We start from the raw sequence: 15,681 nt of genomic DNA, 5'->3' as shown, positions 1-15,681 counted from the left end.
AAAACACATTCACGGCACTTTATGAGGCTACTAAAAAGTTTAAGCTAATCGGCGGTAAAAAATCGGTAATGAAAAGTTTAGTTTTCAATACAAAAACGCAGATATGCCCTAAAATAGGCACTTCGTGATTTAAGCATTTTCCACTTTTAAGTTTCAAACGCTTAAACGGCTAAATTTTCTTAAGAATAGGGTATGTTTCACGGCTTTTTAGCTCGAAACTTAATTAAGCTTCGTTTGTGAAACTTTTAGCCTTTTTATTAGTTTCACGCTTCGCTACCATAGGCTCTATTTTTTGCCTTTAGCAATTATTCGTTTTACTTCGTCTTTAAAACTATCATCTTGCTTTAGTTCTTTAAATTTCGTATATTCTAATTCTGCCTTAGCTTTTGCATTGTCAGCGCTAAATTTGCCAAAGCCTTTTAGAATTTCATAGCCGTTAAAGATTAAAAAATCATCTACTTTAATATCCCAATCTTTCATCTGAATTACTATGCCTTGTTCCGCTTGGTTTTCCGCATAGTCAAGTAGCATACCCGTTAATCTATTAAGCTTGTTTAGCTCGTCCTCGTATAAATAATTTTTAGCTACAGCGACATCTAACTTTATCGGCTCTTTGCCTCTATCGCTTCCGCTCCAAGTCGTTAAACCCATATTTGGCTTTGTATGGTCTGCACGCTCTTTGATAATCTCCGCCGATGTCTTTTTGGTTACTGCATATTCTAGTTTATTTTGGATATCGGCAAAGAAATTTTTAGCCGTCTGCGATGTCTTATCATAATCCACGCTTAGCGCAAATAACTCCCTAACTTTTTCATAAAATAACTTTTCACTAGCCCTTATGGCTCGTATGCGTTCTAGTAATTCTTTGAAGTAGTCTTTATTAAATACGTTATTGCCTTGTTTTAGCCTCTCATCATCAAGCACAAAGCCTTTAATGATGTATTCTTTTAGCGTGCTAGTAGCCCATTGTCTAAACTGTGTTGCTTTTACGCTGTTTATACGATAACCTACCGCGATTATCATATCAAGATTGTAAAATGTGGTTAGATATTTTTTGCCATCATCTGCAGTATGTGAAATTTTTGCACTAACTGAAATCTCTTTCAATTCGCCATCTTTAAGAATATTTTTAATGTGCTTTGTTATGTTGGTTCTATCAACTTCAAAAATATCGGCTATTTGTTTTTGATTTAGCCATATTGTTTCGTTCTCTTTATCGGCTAATATTTGAATATTAACTTTATTGTCGCCAGTTGAATAAATAATAAAATTTTGCTCTTTAGTGTCTATCATTGCATTTCCCACTCATTAGCCTTGTAAATGCCTAGCACATAAATAACCTCATCCTCTATCGCAAACGGTATCACGTAGCTTTTAAAAATCAAGTCTCGTATACTCTCATCGTCAAAATTAATAGACTTACGGCAAATAAAAGGCGTTTGCGCCGTGCGTTCTATCTTTGCGATAAGTTTGTTCCTAAACTCTCGCGCCCTGTTTAGGCTGTCTTTGGCTATGAAGTCGAATATCGTCTTTAACTCGCGCTCAAATTTAGGCTTGTATTTTATTACCATTGCATAACCCGCGCTTTTAGCTCGTCGTGGCTTATCGTTTCAAACTCTCCGCGCCTGATCGCTTCAATGTCTGATAATATCTCGGTTTTGATAGCCTCTAGCTTTTTGCGCGCCTGAGCTTCATCTATTAGCCCTTTGCCTTGTAGAGCTTCATCGGCTCGAGCGTTTAGCTCTTTAGTGTAATCATCGCTTAGGCTTAGCTTCACGCCGTCAAATTTAGCTAGCGTGATTAATATCTCTCTCGCCTTTTTTATGAAATCGGCGTTATCTGCTCGTATGGTTAGAGTTTGCATATCCTAGCCTTTGTTTTAAAATCCGGTCTTATTTTAACCGCTCGGGGCTTAGGATTTTATTAGCGTTCGTTTTTTCGTTCGTCCGTATGCGCTAAATACGGCTTAATCGCGCTAAATTTAAACGTTCTTGCTATGTTGTAGCGTTCGGTTTTTACTTCGCCACCCCGATTAGCTGATGTAGCACCACATCCTCGCCGCCCCATACCGCGTCATTGTATTTGATAGTATAGGCGCAGTGAGGAAACTCTATCACGTCGTTGTTTTGCGGCATAAAAGGCAGAGATTTGGCGGCTATTAAGATCACGACGTTACCCTCGTTTATTAATCCGAGCTCTATTGGTGCTAAATAGCTTTTTATGCTATCGATATACGCCTTTACTTTGTATTCGCTTGTCTGTTCGGTCATTCCGCCCGTTTCGGGGTCGTAAATTTGACCGCCCTTGCGCTTATACGTGCCTACTTTGCCAAATTTATCGAGCAATTTAAACGCCGTCTGTTGCGCCTTGTCATTTAGCATTATTTATCCTTTTGAAATAGATTTTAGTATGATAGCTTTTTTTACGCCTTTGGTAAAATTTGGTAAAAATATGGCATAATCTGCCCGTGAATAGGCGAAAGGTCTGACCGCAAGGAAAATGACCCAGCTTCCTAGCAAAGCATTACCGCCCCGTTTAGCACGCAGTGTTCCTGCGGAGGTCTATCCGTGTGAGGGTGTGGGTGGTCTCACCGCCTATTTAGTAAAGGGTAGATGTGCCATAGGGTTACGCTACACGGCTTAATCGCCGTGCTATTGCAGGTTCAACTCCTGCCGCCCTTTACTTCTTTTTGTATTCCCTATTAAACACGCTGTAGGCTTCTGCGTTTGCGAAGTCGTCGCGGTCGAATATCGGGCTTTTATCTCTAAACTTCATAAGTAAATTTAAATAAGCCTCTTTCGGGTTATGGCTCACGTCTAGCAAAGCCTTTAAATACTCGTCCTTGTATCGCCCGAATGAAAAATCCTTGTAAACAGTCTTAGCGTTTAGATTTAGCGCATAAGCCACGGCGTGAGCCATAAGACGTAAGTCGTCTTTGAAAAATAGCGATAACTCGTAAAATAGGGCTATGTCGTACGTTTTCAATCGTCGCGCTTTATTATGATTTGAGTAGGGGCAAATAGCGCGCCGCCTTGCTCTTGTAGCTCGTAATTTTTACCCAGTATCGTCTCTTTGTTTCTAGCCGTTATTCTGCTATGTAGTTCAATGTCGCCCAGGTCCCCGGCTTCTTGTAGTAGCCTATTAGCCATTATTTGGTTTTTGATCGCAGTTTGCTTAAAAAAAGTTACCGCCCTGGAGTTGTCGCTTACTGCCTGCGTTACGGCTTCGCGTTCGTATTCGTTTAGATCGGATAATTCGGTTAGATACTGCGTGCCTTTAGCTATCGTACCTTTTAGGCTTTGGCTTATACCCTTAGTGATGTTATTTATCGCGCCTGCGCTGAGGTTAAAAAGCTTTTGTAGTGCTCTTTGGCTCATTCCTGCTTTATGCTTGGCTAATATCTGCGCTCTTACTTCGGGCGTTATTTTCATTTTATCGCCTTTAGCTCGCTTACGGCTTGATTTACCGCTTCGCGTTCGTATCTTACGGCGCGTCCTATCTTGACAAAAGGCAAAACGAAGTTAAAACGGTCTTTGTATTTGTCGCTTCTCATCTTAGTAAGCGTGCTTTGCGATAAGTTTAAAATTTGCCCTACCTGCTTTGCGGTAAGTAGCTCCATTGTTTGCCTTTTTTAGTGTTTAGAGGTATTTTAACGCGTATTAGGGTGTTTGTTGGTTTGTGATGAGGTTGTGGCTCGTCCTGGTTGTATGACGTGCTGCGGACAAATAGGGCGGGGGTGTCCTGCTCTAAGCCCCATGAAAAAATGGAGCTTCATCTGTCAAAAACTCTGACACACAAGAGCACATACTAAATTTTAAGGCGGTTAAATTTACTGGTCCGATAAAATAAGCTTATTCAAGGGGGCGATTAAGCCCCCTTTGATAAACCTAAGCGCCTTTTAGATCGCTATGCCAAACGTATTGGCCTTTTGGCTCGTCTTTGGCTTGTAAGGCGTCTATTTGCCCGCAAAGATACTTTACGCGCTCCTCTAGCTTTTCGCACTCTTTGGCGTAATAATTAAAGAGGCGGTATGCTTGCAAGCCCGTTTCAAATAAAGCGTCTGACATTCCCTTTGCCTCTCTCTTTGCTACCTCTGCTTGAAACGCTTCGCGCGCCTTATCGCCTCTTGCTCTGCTTAGATTACTCATTGCTCGCCCTTTTCGTTTAGCTCGTCTTGGAGTTCGTCGTTAATCTCGATTAGCTCTTTTATCCTGCTATGTAGCCTTTCGTTCTCGCTTTTTAGTATCATCTTATCGGCTAGCAAATTTTGGATTTTATCCTGATAGCTTTTTAGCTGTCTTAGCGCGTAAATGTTACTGCAATAGACCAGATAACCCACGTTGTAGATTATTTGCTCGCTTACCTCATCGCTGCCGCCGTTATTTTGCCTAACAAGGGCGTTAAAGCCCTCTTTGGTCGTCGGTCTGTCTGAATTAGTTAAAATGGTCATTTCTTTACCTCCTCTTTTTGTTCGGATATTTTCTTGTCTGCGTAATCTCGCACGGCTTGGGCTACGTCGTCGATCGCCACGCTTAGGAAATAAGACGCGTTCGCCATTGCGGCGGCATTGGTTCCTACGCCTTTTTGCAGATACGGCAAAGCATAAACTAGTGTGCTAATAGCGTTTAGCGCGCTTGGTATCTCGTTTGTTAGGTCTAGCTCGTCGGCTATGTCGAATGTTAATTGCATTGGGTCTCCTTTCTAAAAACTCGGTCTTGCTTTTATCAATAGCTCTTTTTTGCTTAGCCTATCTATGCCGTAAAGCCTGATCGCTCTTTGCAAATCCTCGCGCTTTTCTTGCTCGGCTTTGTATTTAGCCTCTAGTATCTTATGATTGTTTGCTAACGCCTCTAAAGCGCAGAATAGATCATAAGCGCAGTCAAGTACCTTGTAGCTCACTTCCTCGTCGGTATCGTTTTGCTTAAATTGGTAGCTGGCTAGATACTCGGTAAATTTCTGTTTGGTTGGTTGCATGGGGTCTCCTTTAAAGTATTAGTTTCAATATCTTTTCTAGTAGAATTATATTATTGATAATATTAAGCCTAGCTTAATCTAGTATTGTTTTTAATACTAATATTGTATTTTTGTATTAAAAATAATATAATACGTCAAATAATTCAAATAAGGGCTTCAAAAAATGGATTTACAAACTTTTAAAGCGCAGTTAAAAAGCATTGGTATTACAAAAAAAGAATTTGCCGAAAAATTAGGGCTTAGCTACACAACTGTGAATGCGTGGGGGTCGGTTCAAGATTTTCCAAAGTATGTTGATGTTATCCTAGAAAAGTGGGTTAAAGCTGATAACTTTGATAAAATCGTCGAGGTTGTCAAGCCTTACGTCGATAAAGACCTTTAACCTCATCGCCCCTAATTCCATTTTTCAACCGCTTTAAATCTCTCTTTGATAACTGTCTACGTTAAATGTAGGTAGCTAGCGGTATTTAATTCCCCTAGCTTACTCAGCGCAAAAATACGTTTAGCTCTATGACTTTAATTCACCTAGCTTTAACGGACGTAAAATTGCGTTCGTTAAGAAATCTAAAAACGCCTTGTCATTTACGTAAATAAGCTCCCTATGTTAAATTTACCTAGCTTTTAGGGTTTTTGAATAAGTCCGTTTTTATTTTTTGTGAAATCCAAAAAGGGTGTGAATCGAATACACCCCCCCCTTAAACTCAGGGGAGGTGTCGGTAGCGGCTACGCCCTTTTACTTTGCGCCTATGGGCTAAATTTGACTTAGGGCATTGTTACGTAAACGCAAAATTGTGCTGACACACTAGGCTAAAAGCTTTTGATCGCGTATGCCGCCTCCGCCCTCGGGCGGGGCGTATTCATCAAAAGGTTAAAATTCTCTCACTTTTTTAACATATCGCCTTTTATTTGTTAGGAAATACGCCAAAAATTAACAATACGCATTTAAACGCAAAATAAAGCCCGCTGTTTGATTTTAACTCCTTTTGATGCTTTGTATGGGTCAAGCTCTTTTCGTTGATTGTGGGCTGTGATTTTTACACTATCAGCTACTATGATAATAAATTACCGCTCGCTTGTTTCACTCGCTCGCTAGACCCCGCGTGAGGTTTAAGGAAAGTGTGGTAAAAATGGTTAATGAAAAGAGAATGCGGGTAAATGATACCCTACCTACTAAGGGGGTCTGAAACTTAAAACGCGTTTTTCGCTCTCTGTGCAAGTGTGAGCTAGCTCCGTATGTGTGCTAGTTTGCGCTTTGTTTGACTTGTGGAAATTTTATTTTAGCCGTCTTGCATTTTGATAACGAGTGACAACGAAAAGCGATACACGTTTTAGCGTTTCTTAAAGTAAATAAAACGGGCAAAAAACGGCTTAAGGTTCGGGCGGTTTTTGTGTCAAAAATAGGCGGAATAATATGCGATGAGGTTCAGGCGTTACAATGTAACGTTACGGTGCGTTACGTGCGCATAAGTTGTTATTAGATAGCAGATAGAATTATTTTGCTTGACTTGTTTAAAAATGAGCTGTATAATACGTCTTACATTCAAGGGGCTCCTTGTGCCCCACCTTCTAAATATTCAATCAAGCCTTCATCAAAACATTTTAAAATATCGTTTAAAAATATTTCTATCTTTGACGGTTCTATGCCGATTATTATCTCTTGGTGCTTAGTTGATAGCCTAGGCGTGCCGTTTGCGTTGAGTTTGTAAAGATTTTCAAAATGAAAGGCGCGGTTTCTTATCGTGCGGATAATGCTGTAAATTATTTTTACTTTTTGATAATTACGCCACTCAAATTTTATGTTCGTCCTAGCATAAGCCCTAAAATCTATCTCGCTAAAATTTGCTACATCATTATGAATTCTCGCCTCATCCATCGCAGTAACCCAATAGCCTAAAGTTTGCCGCGAAATAAAGACGCTATCGCTCAATCCTAGCGCGCTTGCCGTCTTGTTGCGCGTAATAATCTCGATCGCGCCTAGTTTGTCGCTTATGTTTTTGATGAGTTTAAAATTTGCTCTGTGTTCGTCGTCGCTTGTGTAGCTCGCTAGCCTATCGGCTGAAAATAGCTCTATCAAGTCCATATTAGCCCTTTTGAAATTTACCGCGCTATTTTACGTAAAACGGGCTTAATAATAGTTTCATAAGCTATCAGCGGTTATCACGCCCTTAGCTCTCTTTTGTTATTCTTTGCCTTGTATGCGAGCTTTGCCGGCTGCGCTTTGGTAGCAATGTCGATTATTTGCGAAAAATCGCGCACGGCTTGGCGTAATTGTAGCTCCAAGCGTTCGGCTCTAGGCAGTAACGCAGGCTTGTTTAAATCAATTATCGGGGCGGTCGCCTCTGCGCGATACAAGGGCAAATTTAGATTATTCTTTTTGGCTTTGTCGTAAAAATAAACGCGCTCCAGTGCCGTCATCTCGGTTTTTATGTAGGCGGTATTTCCCGCCCCGACTATCTCGAATGCGTCCAGGTTAAAGGGCTTTGCTCTATCAAAACACAAATCAATACTAGAGACGTTATTAACCGCGCCTAAAAGCTCCGCTACGAGGTCAAAGGGCGGGGCGGGCTTATGATATTGCTTTAGCCCATAAAACTCAATCACGGCGCGCTGTCGGCACTCGTTGGGGGCTTTTGTAGTGGCGTAGAATATGCTTAGATTTTCGAGTTCGTAAAGATCGGTTATTTTTAGCCCTTGAAACTCGTAACGATTGGATATTTTTATTTCTTTGGTATCTTGCATTTTTCGCCATTTCAAGCCGTGATTTTTGGCTATGCTTTTAAGTAGCTCTATTTTGGTGTAGTGCTTGCGCGTTACTCTGTTTTTTAGGAAACTCGCGCGTACGGTGTCTATGGCTATGCTAGGCGTTTCAGCTAGTATTTGGGTAATTTGAGGTAATATTTCCACGTTTTAACATCCAAAGAGGGCGGATCGCTTGACACTAACCGCCCCTAAAATTCTTTGATTTACGCTACTTTAACGCCGTGCGCTTTTAGCCATTTAATAGCCTTTTTTCTTTGCTCGTCGTCTTTAAAATAGGCTATTTTGTAGCCTTGCCCGTCGTGCCATTTACGGCTAATAATACCTGCGCGCTCTAGCTGTATCAAATAAACGTTTTGGTTGCTAGCCGTGATATTGCACGCCCTTATCGGTTCATCTCTTGCTATCATCTTTTGTAAAATTTGCTTTTTTACCGTCTGCGCTCTCATCGGTTATTCTCCTCTCTTATGCCTGCTTTTATTTCTAGCTCTTTTATGCTCTTACTTTTTGCTTCGCTACCGCTCGCAACTGCAAGCAGACGCGTCTGCACGATATGAAATAAATCATAAGCGCAATCTAACAAAGGTTGGGCTACGCCGTCCAGGCTCGCCACTTTGTAGGTATGCAAATGCTTTTTAAAAGCCTTTAACATAACCTCATCGCCCGCGCTAAAGCAAAGTTTGCTAGGCGTAAATACTAGCTTACTCATTGTTTGCGCTCCTTTGAAAAAATCGCTCTCTTAGCCGTTGGTTTTCGGCTTGGAGGGCTTGGAGTTGATCGCGCTGTTCGTCCAGGACTTGAAATAAATTAAAGGCTACTGCCAGCCCTTGATTTAAACCCTCTTTGTAGTCGCTAGGCTCATCGCTTGTCGCAGATTTTAAGACGCCCGGATAAACTTCGCCTAGCATTCGCGCAAAGTCTGAATAAAGCCCTTTTTCGGCTTCGTTTTCAAAGGCTTTCATCTTACGCGCTCCTATCTTGTAAATATGTGTCAAGGTCACTTTTTAAAAAGCGGATCGTGCGCTCTGTTAAGCGTTTTGGCTTCGGGAAATCGTCGCGCTTCATAAAACGCCATAACGTAGCGGTCGAAATACCTAAATACTGCGCCGTTTCTTTCGGGCTTAGCGTGTTGTTCTTTACGATTAATGGGTTCATAATAAAAACTCCTTACGAGTGATATTATTTATCCGCGTGCGCACTTGAATAAATATGAGTGAAATTATCGCGGGTTTTTAAAACGAGCGCAAAGGTATTTTTTCCCTAAAGTATCGGGTATTTCTGAGATTTTGGAGTAAAATTGTTAAAAAAGTGAATACATTAAAATGGAGTAAAGCCCCTAAAATAAGGGCGTGTAGTGTCTTAGGAAAATTTTCCCTAATCGTTTGTTTTGGTCTCTTTTATACCAAAATGTCTGACTATTTTGCCTGCCAATACATTGTCTTTTAATTCTGTTTTATCAAAATCTAGCTGATAATTTCTCGCTAATCTTTCTATCTTATCTTTAAATCTCTCTTTAATTATGACTATTTTCGCGCCGTTTTCGTATCTTTCTATTGTCTCTTGATGTTTTGAAAAATACATTTTTACATAAGCTTCAAAATTAGCTAATGAGTTCATCGCGTTTTGTTCGGGGGTAAGCTTTGCGTCTCTGTAAATTTGATTATGCTCGTGGTCATAATGCGAAAATTCCCTAATTGGATACCTTTTAATATTTCGCTCGCCTAATGCTGTTAATAATAACTCTATGCCATCCAAATAGGCTTGATACTTAATTATTTCTATCGGCTTTACTTGGTTGGCTTTATGAATGCAATCAATAATAAACTGGTAAAATATGTCATAAAAGCGACATTTTGCATCATTGTGAAATAAAAAAATATGGTAAGGGGCAAAATCGGCTAAAGTAAAATAATTTGCGTCCGTATTCTGTTGCTCCATATCGGACATAAAACTATCAAATCTTTCTTCAATATCGTTTAAGCCCTGCCAATAATTAATATCATTTCCCCTAAAAATCTCACAAAGTGATTGTATTACCTCGCACCCCTTATCTATTTTTTCTTGTTCTGCCTCGCCGTCGTTGTTTATTCTTGGGCTACTAGCTGACTTGTTTTTTCTTGGTTGTGTAGTTTTCCTTGCTGTCTTATTTGCCATTTATTCCCCTTTCGCTTCGTCTAGATAATCGCTCCACCATTGCATAAGCTCGGCGCGCTCCTCTAGTCTTTGGCTTCTATCGTAGATTGATTTTATTTTGTTTCGCTCTCTGTGGTCTAGGCAAAGATCTATTATTTCCGCGTCTTTGCCGTGTCGTTTGATATTTTCGTTTAGTAGCGTCGAGGCGGTCGCCCTTAGTCCGTGAAAAACCGTCTCGTCGCCGAAACCTAGCCGCTTAAGCGCGTAGTTAAGCGTATTCTCGCTTAGCGGTTTTAGGCTCGTTATGTCGCTAGGAAATACGAAATCGCCCCGCCTTATCTCGTATTGAGCTTTTAAAAGCTCTTTTACTTGCTTGCTTATCGGCACGGCGAAGTCTGCGCGCATTTTCATTGCGTCCGCTGGAAATACGATGAGGTTTTTATCAAAGCTAACGTATTGCCATTTTAGTTCTCTGACGTTTGCGCTACGTAAAAAGGTATGTGCGCCGAATACTAACGCCTGCTTAGTGCTATTTGAGCCTCTAAAGCCGTCAAACGCCCTTAAAAGCTCGCCTAGCCTCTCGGGGGCGGTGATCGCCCTGTAGTTCTCGCATTTTGAGGTTTTAAAGGTGTCGGCAAAAATAATATCCCTCGTCGGGTTATGGTCTATGTAGCCTTTATTGACGGCTAGGTCTAAAATCTTACGAAGTAGCCTAAACGTGCGCTTGCTCGTGTCGTGGCTTATGCCTTTTTTGGTCTCGGCTTCTTGTATGCGCTCGATGACCTGCGCGTAGTCTCTGCGCGCTAGCGTTTTAACGTCGCCGTCTTTTAGATAGGGCATAAGATAATTATTTATCCGCCCCGTTTCTCTGCTTAGCGATGAGGTGCTTTTTGTCTGCTCTTTTTCTACCCACTCGCGCGCCACGTCCGCAAATTTAACCGCCTTTTGAGCTATCACGGCTTTTTTAACGTCCTCGCCTCTCTCTTTTAGTCTTTTTAGCTCGGTAGCTTTGGCTCTTGCTTCGGCTAGCGTGATACTCGGATATTTGCCTATGATGATTTGATTAGTTTTGCGGTTCTCGCCTGCGTATCTAAAAATAAACGTTTTGCTTACGCCGTTTTTGGTCTGCGTCGCATAAACGTAGAGATACGGAGTAGAAATATCTTTAATCCATTCTCTAGCTTTTGCCGTCTTTGAGCGTATAGGTTTTTAGTTGGCTATCTTTCGCAAACGTCGCCATTTTTTCGCCTTTTTGTATGTGCGTAAGTGTGCTTTTGGGTGTGTTATTTTAATTCGCTCGTTTTTAGACACACTCAAAATCTAGTTTTTGCGTTTATGATTTTACGCAAAGCCCGTTCTTGTCGGTTATCCTTTTTTTGAGTGTGTAAAAATTTAGCGTTTTAGTCGCGCACACTCAAAAACACACTTATTTTCTTGAAAATGTATGATAATCAATGAAATCTTATGAAATGCTAAAAGGGGTTTAAAGCTCGTATTTTAGGGACTTTTGAAAGCTTTTGAAATCTCGTGAAAATGATAATTGGTGGAAGCGAGGGGGATCGAACCCCTGTCCAAAAACAAACCGATCACAGCCTCTACACGCTTAGCAAAAGTGAAAATTTCATCTAAAAAGGCTCACTTTCCAAAACCTTATTTTAGACTAAGACAAGATTTCGGCTAACAGCTCGTCAGGCCGCCAACCTACGCTAGCTGGGGTTACTCGCCGCCGTCTTAGCTAGTATCTGACTAGGCGAGGCTCAACTGAACTTACGCAGCTTTAGCGTAAGCAGGAGCGTAGTTAACGTTGTTTGCGTTTAAATTTATTTGAGCTTTTTACGCTTTGCTCAAAGCGACGTGCCACCGTGACCGCTCTGCTCCTGTCGAAGCCAAGTCGCTCCCGTAAGAATTAGACTAAATTTAGCCTCTTTTTAAAGGTTGTGGATTATATTATTTTTTGTATTTTTTGTCAAACGTCTAGTTTTTGGGGAATTTTTACGATATTGGCGTCCAGCGGACTGAAAAACTCGGTATCGTTTTCTATATCGTTTTTGTATCTGTTAAACTGGTCGCTCAATAAAAGCAGCCAGTCTACGAAGTCATCGTTTGCGGGTCCTTGTAGATCCCTTGCTTCGCCGCAAATTTCCTCGGCTAAAGTAGTTAATTTTAATATAGGATCAAGCTTCATAAAGCCTGCGGCAGACTTAATATTATGAAAAATTCTAAAAAGCTCGCCGATATAGCCGCTATACCTATCCGGCCTGGTGAGCCCTATGATGAGCGGTTCCATCAGATCGCACATCAAGGAGTAATGCGACAAAAACTCCTCCACGATGTCGTAAGAGTAGTCTATCTCGAGGCTTCTTAGTATTCCCATTTATTTTCCTTAAAACTATTATCGTGATTGTAACATTTTTTTGATAAAATTAAAAATAAAATACCTAAATTTAAGGAGGAATTTATGTTAAAAAATGACAAAAAAGTTACAATTTATGATATAATTAATAAAAAGGGCGTTGAGCCCATCGTTATGATCACGGCTTATGACGCTCTTTTTGCGCGGCTTTTTGATGATTACGTCGATATTATCTTGGTCGGCGATAGTCTAAACATGAGCTTTAACGGCAAAAAAGACACGCTAAGCCTAAAAATGGACGACGCGCTTTATCATGTTAAGGCTGTTTTGCAGGGCGCAAAGCATGCTTTTGTCGTTGTTGATATGCCATTTGGTAGCTATCAGGACGAAAAATCAGCGCTAAAAAACGCGACTAAATTTATCAAAGCGGGCGCGGATGCAGTCAAATTTGAAGGCGGTTTAAAAGCCGCTCCTATCGTAAAAAGGCTAGTGGGCGAGGGCATAAACGTGATGGCCCACATCGGACTCATGCCTCAGTTTGTGCGAAAAGAGGGCGGCTACAAGATAAAGGGACGCAGCGAGGCTGACGAAGCACGCTTGATCGAGGAGGCGAAGGCGCTTGAGCGCGCTGGAGCGTTTTCGGCCGTGGTCGAGGGCACGCTAAGTGCGGTTGCGGCAAAGGTCGCAAAGAGCGTGCAGATGCCTATCATCGGTATCGGCGCGGGTGCCGACGTGGACGGGCAGGTGCTCGTGTGGAGCGATATGCTCGGCTTTTTTGACGAGTTTAAGCCAAAATTCGTAAAACGATACCTTGACGGCGCAAATTTGGTGCGAACGGCGGTAGAAGCCTACGCTCGCGAAGTTAGAGAAAAGACCTTTCCGAGCGAGGAGTTCGAGTATAAAATTTAGCTTGTTTTGGGCAAATCTAGTCGACGGGGCAAATTTGATCACCCGGCAAACGGCGGCAAATTTGAGCCTTAGGCGTTAAATTTGACGAACAGAGTTTGGGTTAAATTTGAACGCTTGCATTTACCCGCCCCTCGTCAAATTTGACGGGTAAAATTTGGCTATCAAAACAAGGCTAGTTAAAAACAAGGAGCGTGTTTTGAAAATTTTATTGATTTTAGCGACGTTTTTTAGTGCGCTAACGGCTTCAAATCCGAATTTTGGGCTAGGCATCGATAGTCTTGGCGAGCAAAACGAGCAAACGCAGAAAGAGAAGCGATTTTCTAAGCGCGAGGCGGCCGCGAGACAGGCTATCGAAAATGCCGATTATGACGCGGCTTTTAAGATCTTATCGCCGCTTTGCGAGGAGGGCGACGCGATGAGCTGCGCGGCACTGGGTAGCATGCATTTTAGCGGGCTAGGAGCCCAGAAAAGTAACGAAAAAGCCGAGCTTTTCTTTGTAAAATCGTGCGAGCTGGGAAACGGCACGGGCTGCTTTGACCTAGCGCTTTTAAACGTCAAGGAAATTTTCGGCCCCAAAGATGAAAATAAAATATTTCGCCTCTACGAAAAAGGCTGCGAGCTAGGCTCTGGAGCGGCTTGCAACAACCTCGGCCTCATCTATGAATCACAAAACGATCTCAAAAAATCCGTAAATTTATACGCCAAAGCGTGCAGGAAATTTGACGGCGCGGGCTGCTATAACTACGGCAGGATGATGCATGAGGGGCTGGGCGCAGAGCGCGATCTAGCAAGCGCGCACAAGGCCTTTGACACCTCGTGCTACATGAAAAATGCGCTTGGCTGCTATGCTCTTGGCTACGTTTACGAGCACGCGCAGGGCGTGGAGTTTGCAGTTTACGACGCCTACGACGGGTATTCGCGCGCTTGCAAGCTTGGCAACGACGACGGCTGCAGGGCTCTGGGCTTTGAAAACTACGAGAAAAATATCGAAATTTACGAAAAATTCGAATCTATCGCGGAGGGTTGTAAATTTGGCAACGATAGCGACTGCAAGCTTTTAAAGGCAAGGATAGCGGAGTTTTAAGCTCTGACCGATTTAGTCGGCCGCGATCTGTGTTTTTCGTCAAATTTAAGCTGATTTTTGAGATTTATCCGCTTCGGCGAGGCGGATAAATTTGAGCTTTGTTTGGTTTAAAAACCTTAGCCTTTACGGCGCCAAATTTGACTCTACCAACCTAAACTCGCCGTTTTTTACTCAAATTTAATCACCTTTTCTTTCAAATTTACCGCCGAACGCCGAGTCAAATTTGAACAAAGGCGAAAGCCAAAACTTACCCAAAATTTTGTAAAATGCGGCAAATTTACGAAAAACAGAGCCGAAAAAATGGATAGAATAGTCGAAATAGAAAAAATAAGCTTCGAGAACGATTTTGAGGTGTCGCTACGCCCCACGCGCTTTGAGGACTACATCGGACAGGGAAAGATCAAGCAAAATTTAGGCGTCTTTATAAAGGCCGCTAAAAAGCGCGGCGAGTGCCTAGATCACGTGCTTTTCTACGGACCGCCGGGCCTTGGCAAGACGACGCTGGCGCACATCATTGCAAACGAAATGGGCGTGAGCATCAAGATGACGGCTGCGCCCATGATAGAAAAAAGCGGCGATCTGGCAGCGGTGCTGACAAATTTGCAAGAGGGTGACGTGCTCTTTATCGACGAGATACATCGCCTAAGCCCCGCGATCGAGGAGGTGCTGTATCCTGCGATGGAGGACTTTCGCCTAGATATCATTATAGGCTCGGGACCTGCGGCGCAGACTATCAAGATCGACCTACCTAAATTTACGCTGATCGGCGCTACGACGCGCGCAGGAATGATCTCGGCACCCCTGCGAGATAGATTTGGGATGGATTTTAGGCTGCAGTTTTATACCAGAGAGGAGCTGGCTCGTATCGTGCAGATCGCCTCGGTAAAGCTTGGCAAAGAGTGCGAAAAAGCCGCCGCTCTCGAGGTCGCCGCTCGCTCGCGCGCCACGCCTAGGATCGCACTACGGCTGCTAAAACGCATAAGAGACTTTGCCGAGGTAAACGACGAAGCGATCATCTCGCAACCTCGCGCCAAAGAGGCTCTAGACGCGCTTGGCGTAAACGACATAGGATTTGACGAGATGGATATCAAGTACCTAGAAATCCTGCTCGCCGCCAAACGCCGCCCGATGGGTCTAAGCACGATCGCGGCAGCTCTAAGCGAGGACGAGGGCACGGTCGAGGACGTGATCGAGCCCTATCTGCTCGCTAACGGCTACATCGAGCGCACGGCAAAAGGCAGGCTAGCTAGCGCCAAAGCCTACGAGGTGTTTAAGCTCAAATTTGACGGCGATACGCAAAAGGGATTGTTTGAGGAGTAGGGCAAATTTGGCTCTACTTAGATGGTTATTTTTTCTAAATTTGTCTAAAGCCGTCGGTAAGTAAAATTTGAGCTTTCAAATTTGTTGCCGTCTGGTTAGTCGGCCGTCAAATTTGACCGCATTCGTTATATGCTCGATTTAAAAGTACACA

General features: G+C 42.6%; 24 protein-coding genes, 1 other RNA gene and 1 pseudogene. 4 read left to right on the top strand and 22 right to left on the bottom strand.

All coding sequences use genetic code 11. The annotated features are described in order from the left end of the window. Positions 1–285: 285 nt before the first annotated feature. The 11 genes from CSHOW_RS07380 to CSHOW_RS07330 all read right to left on the bottom strand — a co-directional run bounded on the left by CSHOW_RS07380 (position 286) and on the right by CSHOW_RS07330 (position 4,974). Positions 286–1,293, bottom strand: coding sequence for a virulence RhuM family protein (locus CSHOW_RS07380; RefSeq protein WP_002949753.1), 1,008 nt, complete (start codon positions 1,291–1,293; stop codon positions 286–288). After that, a complete protein-coding gene (locus CSHOW_RS07375; RefSeq protein WP_002949752.1) occupies positions 1,290–1,571 on the bottom strand; it encodes a type II toxin-antitoxin system RelE/ParE family toxin in 282 nt (93 codons plus the stop codon). The genes CSHOW_RS07380 and CSHOW_RS07375 overlap by 4 nt, the downstream gene beginning before the upstream one ends. Next, positions 1,565–1,864, bottom strand: coding sequence for a hypothetical protein (locus CSHOW_RS07370; protein ID WP_002949751.1), 300 nt, complete (start codon positions 1,862–1,864; stop codon positions 1,565–1,567). Before CSHOW_RS07370 ends, CSHOW_RS07375 begins: the two co-directional genes overlap by 7 nt. A 151-nt stretch (positions 1,865–2,015) precedes the next feature. Continuing rightward, the gene (locus CSHOW_RS07365) at positions 2,016–2,381 is read right to left on the bottom strand and encodes a hypothetical protein (protein ID WP_002949750.1); all 366 of its coding nucleotides are present in this window, start codon (positions 2,379–2,381) and stop codon (positions 2,016–2,018) included. A gap of 298 nt (positions 2,382–2,679) precedes the next feature. Then, positions 2,680–2,985 (bottom strand): hypothetical protein, encoded by a 306-nt coding sequence (locus CSHOW_RS07360; protein WP_002949735.1) that lies wholly within the window; start codon positions 2,983–2,985, stop codon positions 2,680–2,682. After that, entirely contained in the window at positions 2,982–3,431 is a 450-nt protein-coding gene (locus tag CSHOW_RS07355) for a hypothetical protein (RefSeq protein WP_002949733.1), read from the bottom strand. Before CSHOW_RS07355 ends, CSHOW_RS07360 begins: the two co-directional genes overlap by 4 nt. Then, positions 3,428–3,619 (bottom strand): helix-turn-helix domain-containing protein, encoded by a 192-nt coding sequence (locus CSHOW_RS07350; protein WP_002949731.1) that lies wholly within the window; start codon positions 3,617–3,619, stop codon positions 3,428–3,430. Before CSHOW_RS07350 ends, CSHOW_RS07355 begins: the two co-directional genes overlap by 4 nt. Positions 3,620–3,887: 268 nt before the next feature. Beyond that, positions 3,888–4,148, bottom strand: coding sequence for a hypothetical protein (locus tag CSHOW_RS07345; RefSeq protein WP_002948898.1), 261 nt, complete (start codon positions 4,146–4,148; stop codon positions 3,888–3,890). Further along, positions 4,145–4,450: a hypothetical protein gene (locus CSHOW_RS07340; RefSeq protein WP_002948899.1), complete on the bottom strand. Its 306-nt coding sequence runs from the start codon at positions 4,448–4,450 to the stop codon at positions 4,145–4,147. The genes CSHOW_RS07345 and CSHOW_RS07340 overlap by 4 nt, the downstream gene beginning before the upstream one ends. Further along, positions 4,447–4,689 (bottom strand): hypothetical protein, encoded by a 243-nt coding sequence (locus CSHOW_RS07335; protein WP_002948900.1) that lies wholly within the window; start codon positions 4,687–4,689, stop codon positions 4,447–4,449. Before CSHOW_RS07335 ends, CSHOW_RS07340 begins: the two co-directional genes overlap by 4 nt. A gap of 12 nt (positions 4,690–4,701) precedes the next feature. Beyond that, positions 4,702–4,974, bottom strand: a complete 273-nt coding sequence (locus tag CSHOW_RS07330; protein WP_002949713.1) for a hypothetical protein — start codon at positions 4,972–4,974, stop codon at positions 4,702–4,704. A 163-nt stretch (positions 4,975–5,137) separates the two neighbouring features. Here CSHOW_RS07330 and CSHOW_RS07325 point away from each other — a divergent pair, with 163 nt between their 5' ends. Further along, entirely contained in the window at positions 5,138–5,356 is a 219-nt protein-coding gene (locus CSHOW_RS07325; RefSeq protein ID WP_002949711.1) for a helix-turn-helix domain-containing protein, read from the top strand. Positions 5,357–6,514: 1,158 nt separating this feature from the next. Here CSHOW_RS07325 and CSHOW_RS07320 read toward each other — a convergent pair. The 11 genes and pseudogenes from CSHOW_RS07320 to CSHOW_RS07275 form a co-directional block, all read right to left on the bottom strand. Beyond that, positions 6,515–7,054: a hypothetical protein gene (locus CSHOW_RS07320; protein WP_002949708.1), complete on the bottom strand. Its 540-nt coding sequence runs from the start codon at positions 7,052–7,054 to the stop codon at positions 6,515–6,517. 77 nt (positions 7,055–7,131) lie between these two features. Beyond that, a complete protein-coding gene (locus CSHOW_RS07315; protein WP_236844696.1) occupies positions 7,132–7,713 on the bottom strand; it encodes an aspartate carbamoyltransferase in 582 nt (193 codons plus the stop codon). Between the two features lie 224 nt (positions 7,714–7,937). Further along, positions 7,938–8,180, bottom strand: coding sequence for a hypothetical protein (locus CSHOW_RS07310; protein ID WP_002949706.1), 243 nt, complete (start codon positions 8,178–8,180; stop codon positions 7,938–7,940). Then, positions 8,177–8,440, bottom strand: a complete 264-nt coding sequence (locus CSHOW_RS07305) for a hypothetical protein (protein WP_002949705.1) — start codon at positions 8,438–8,440, stop codon at positions 8,177–8,179. Before CSHOW_RS07305 ends, CSHOW_RS07310 begins: the two co-directional genes overlap by 4 nt. Beyond that, the gene (locus CSHOW_RS07300; RefSeq protein ID WP_002949704.1) at positions 8,433–8,693 is read right to left on the bottom strand and encodes a hypothetical protein; all 261 of its coding nucleotides are present in this window, start codon (positions 8,691–8,693) and stop codon (positions 8,433–8,435) included. The genes CSHOW_RS07305 and CSHOW_RS07300 overlap by 8 nt, the downstream gene beginning before the upstream one ends. Before the next feature lies 1 nt (position 8,694). Beyond that, on the bottom strand, positions 8,695–8,886 hold the full coding sequence (locus CSHOW_RS07295) for a helix-turn-helix transcriptional regulator (protein WP_002949703.1): 192 nt from the start codon (positions 8,884–8,886) through the stop codon (positions 8,695–8,697). Between the two features lie 219 nt (positions 8,887–9,105). Further along, positions 9,106–9,885: a hypothetical protein gene (locus CSHOW_RS07290; protein WP_002949702.1), complete on the bottom strand. Its 780-nt coding sequence runs from the start codon at positions 9,883–9,885 to the stop codon at positions 9,106–9,108. Next, positions 9,886–10,821: a tyrosine-type recombinase/integrase gene (locus tag CSHOW_RS07285; RefSeq protein WP_002949701.1), complete on the bottom strand. Its 936-nt coding sequence runs from the start codon at positions 10,819–10,821 to the stop codon at positions 9,886–9,888. Positions 10,822–10,881: 60 nt separating this feature from the next. Further along, positions 10,882–10,962, bottom strand: a pseudogene (locus tag CSHOW_RS10610) (hypothetical protein); the annotation flags it as partial. Between the two features lie 443 nt (positions 10,963–11,405). After that, positions 11,406–11,763: a transfer-messenger RNA gene (gene ssrA / locus CSHOW_RS07280) on the bottom strand. Positions 11,764–11,830: 67 nt separating this feature from the next. Continuing rightward, positions 11,831–12,238: an Hpt domain-containing protein gene (locus CSHOW_RS07275; protein WP_002949700.1), complete on the bottom strand. Its 408-nt coding sequence runs from the start codon at positions 12,236–12,238 to the stop codon at positions 11,831–11,833. Positions 12,239–12,322: 84 nt separating this feature from the next. Between CSHOW_RS07275 and panB the strand changes: the two genes are divergently transcribed. The 3 genes from panB (at position 12,323) to ruvB (ending at position 15,530) form a co-directional block, all read left to right on the top strand. Then, on the top strand, positions 12,323–13,126 hold the full coding sequence (gene panB, locus CSHOW_RS07270) for a 3-methyl-2-oxobutanoate hydroxymethyltransferase (RefSeq protein WP_002949699.1): 804 nt from the start codon (positions 12,323–12,325) through the stop codon (positions 13,124–13,126). Between the two features lie 196 nt (positions 13,127–13,322). Next, a complete protein-coding gene (locus CSHOW_RS07265; RefSeq protein WP_002949697.1) occupies positions 13,323–14,210 on the top strand; it encodes a tetratricopeptide repeat protein in 888 nt (295 codons plus the stop codon). 300 nt (positions 14,211–14,510) lie between these two features. After that, positions 14,511–15,530 carry a Holliday junction branch migration DNA helicase RuvB gene (ruvB, locus tag CSHOW_RS07260; RefSeq protein ID WP_002949695.1) on the top strand — a complete coding sequence of 340 codons (1,020 nt, stop codon included), beginning with the start codon at positions 14,511–14,513 and terminating at the stop codon, positions 15,528–15,530. Positions 15,531–15,681 lie beyond the last annotated feature (151 nt).

This window comes from Campylobacter showae, from assembly GCF_004803815.1.
GTDB classification, from domain to species: Bacteria; Campylobacterota; Campylobacteria; order Campylobacterales; family Campylobacteraceae; genus Campylobacter_A; species Campylobacter_A showae.
The sequence above is the reverse complement of the archived record's forward strand: the minus strand, read 5'-3'. Positions and strand labels throughout refer to the sequence as shown.

What these genes read in the sequence shown, in the direction of transcription:
- CSHOW_RS07350 (WP_002949731.1), bottom strand. Translation starts at nt 3,619, where the DNA reads ATGGAGCTACTTACCGCAAAGCAGGTAGGGCAAATTTTAAACTTATCG.
- CSHOW_RS07375 (WP_002949752.1), bottom strand. Translation starts at nt 1,571, where the DNA reads ATGGTAATAAAATACAAGCCTAAATTTGAGCGCGAGTTAAAGACGATA.
- CSHOW_RS07380 (WP_002949753.1), bottom strand. Translation starts at nt 1,293, where the DNA reads ATGATAGACACTAAAGAGCAAAATTTTATTATTTATTCAACTGGCGAC.
- CSHOW_RS07290 (WP_002949702.1), bottom strand. Translation starts at nt 9,885, where the DNA reads ATGGCAAATAAGACAGCAAGGAAAACTACACAACCAAGAAAAAACAAG.
- ruvB (WP_002949695.1), top strand. Translation starts at nt 14,511, where the DNA reads ATGGATAGAATAGTCGAAATAGAAAAAATAAGCTTCGAGAACGATTTT.
- CSHOW_RS07335 (WP_002948900.1), bottom strand. Translation starts at nt 4,689, where the DNA reads ATGCAATTAACATTCGACATAGCCGACGAGCTAGACCTAACAAACGAG.
- CSHOW_RS07355 (WP_002949733.1), bottom strand. Translation starts at nt 3,431, where the DNA reads ATGAAAATAACGCCCGAAGTAAGAGCGCAGATATTAGCCAAGCATAAA.
- CSHOW_RS07295 (WP_002949703.1), bottom strand. Translation starts at nt 8,886, where the DNA reads ATGAACCCATTAATCGTAAAGAACAACACGCTAAGCCCGAAAGAAACG.
- CSHOW_RS07315 (WP_236844696.1), bottom strand. Translation starts at nt 7,713, where the DNA reads ATGCAAGATACCAAAGAAATAAAAATATCCAATCGTTACGAGTTTCAA.
- CSHOW_RS07330 (WP_002949713.1), bottom strand. Translation starts at nt 4,974, where the DNA reads ATGCAACCAACCAAACAGAAATTTACCGAGTATCTAGCCAGCTACCAA.
- CSHOW_RS07320 (WP_002949708.1), bottom strand. Translation starts at nt 7,054, where the DNA reads ATGGACTTGATAGAGCTATTTTCAGCCGATAGGCTAGCGAGCTACACA.
- CSHOW_RS07340 (WP_002948899.1), bottom strand. Translation starts at nt 4,450, where the DNA reads ATGACCATTTTAACTAATTCAGACAGACCGACGACCAAAGAGGGCTTT.
- CSHOW_RS07300 (WP_002949704.1), bottom strand. Translation starts at nt 8,693, where the DNA reads ATGAAAGCCTTTGAAAACGAAGCCGAAAAAGGGCTTTATTCAGACTTT.
- CSHOW_RS07275 (WP_002949700.1), bottom strand. Translation starts at nt 12,238, where the DNA reads ATGGGAATACTAAGAAGCCTCGAGATAGACTACTCTTACGACATCGTG.
- CSHOW_RS07305 (WP_002949705.1), bottom strand. Translation starts at nt 8,440, where the DNA reads ATGAGTAAGCTAGTATTTACGCCTAGCAAACTTTGCTTTAGCGCGGGC.
- CSHOW_RS07325 (WP_002949711.1), top strand. Translation starts at nt 5,138, where the DNA reads ATGGATTTACAAACTTTTAAAGCGCAGTTAAAAAGCATTGGTATTACA.
- CSHOW_RS07365 (WP_002949750.1), bottom strand. Translation starts at nt 2,381, where the DNA reads ATGCTAAATGACAAGGCGCAACAGACGGCGTTTAAATTGCTCGATAAA.
- CSHOW_RS07370 (WP_002949751.1), bottom strand. Translation starts at nt 1,864, where the DNA reads ATGCAAACTCTAACCATACGAGCAGATAACGCCGATTTCATAAAAAAG.
- CSHOW_RS07310 (WP_002949706.1), bottom strand. Translation starts at nt 8,180, where the DNA reads ATGAGAGCGCAGACGGTAAAAAAGCAAATTTTACAAAAGATGATAGCA.
- CSHOW_RS07345 (WP_002948898.1), bottom strand. Translation starts at nt 4,148, where the DNA reads ATGAGTAATCTAAGCAGAGCAAGAGGCGATAAGGCGCGCGAAGCGTTT.
- panB (WP_002949699.1), top strand. Translation starts at nt 12,323, where the DNA reads ATGTTAAAAAATGACAAAAAAGTTACAATTTATGATATAATTAATAAA.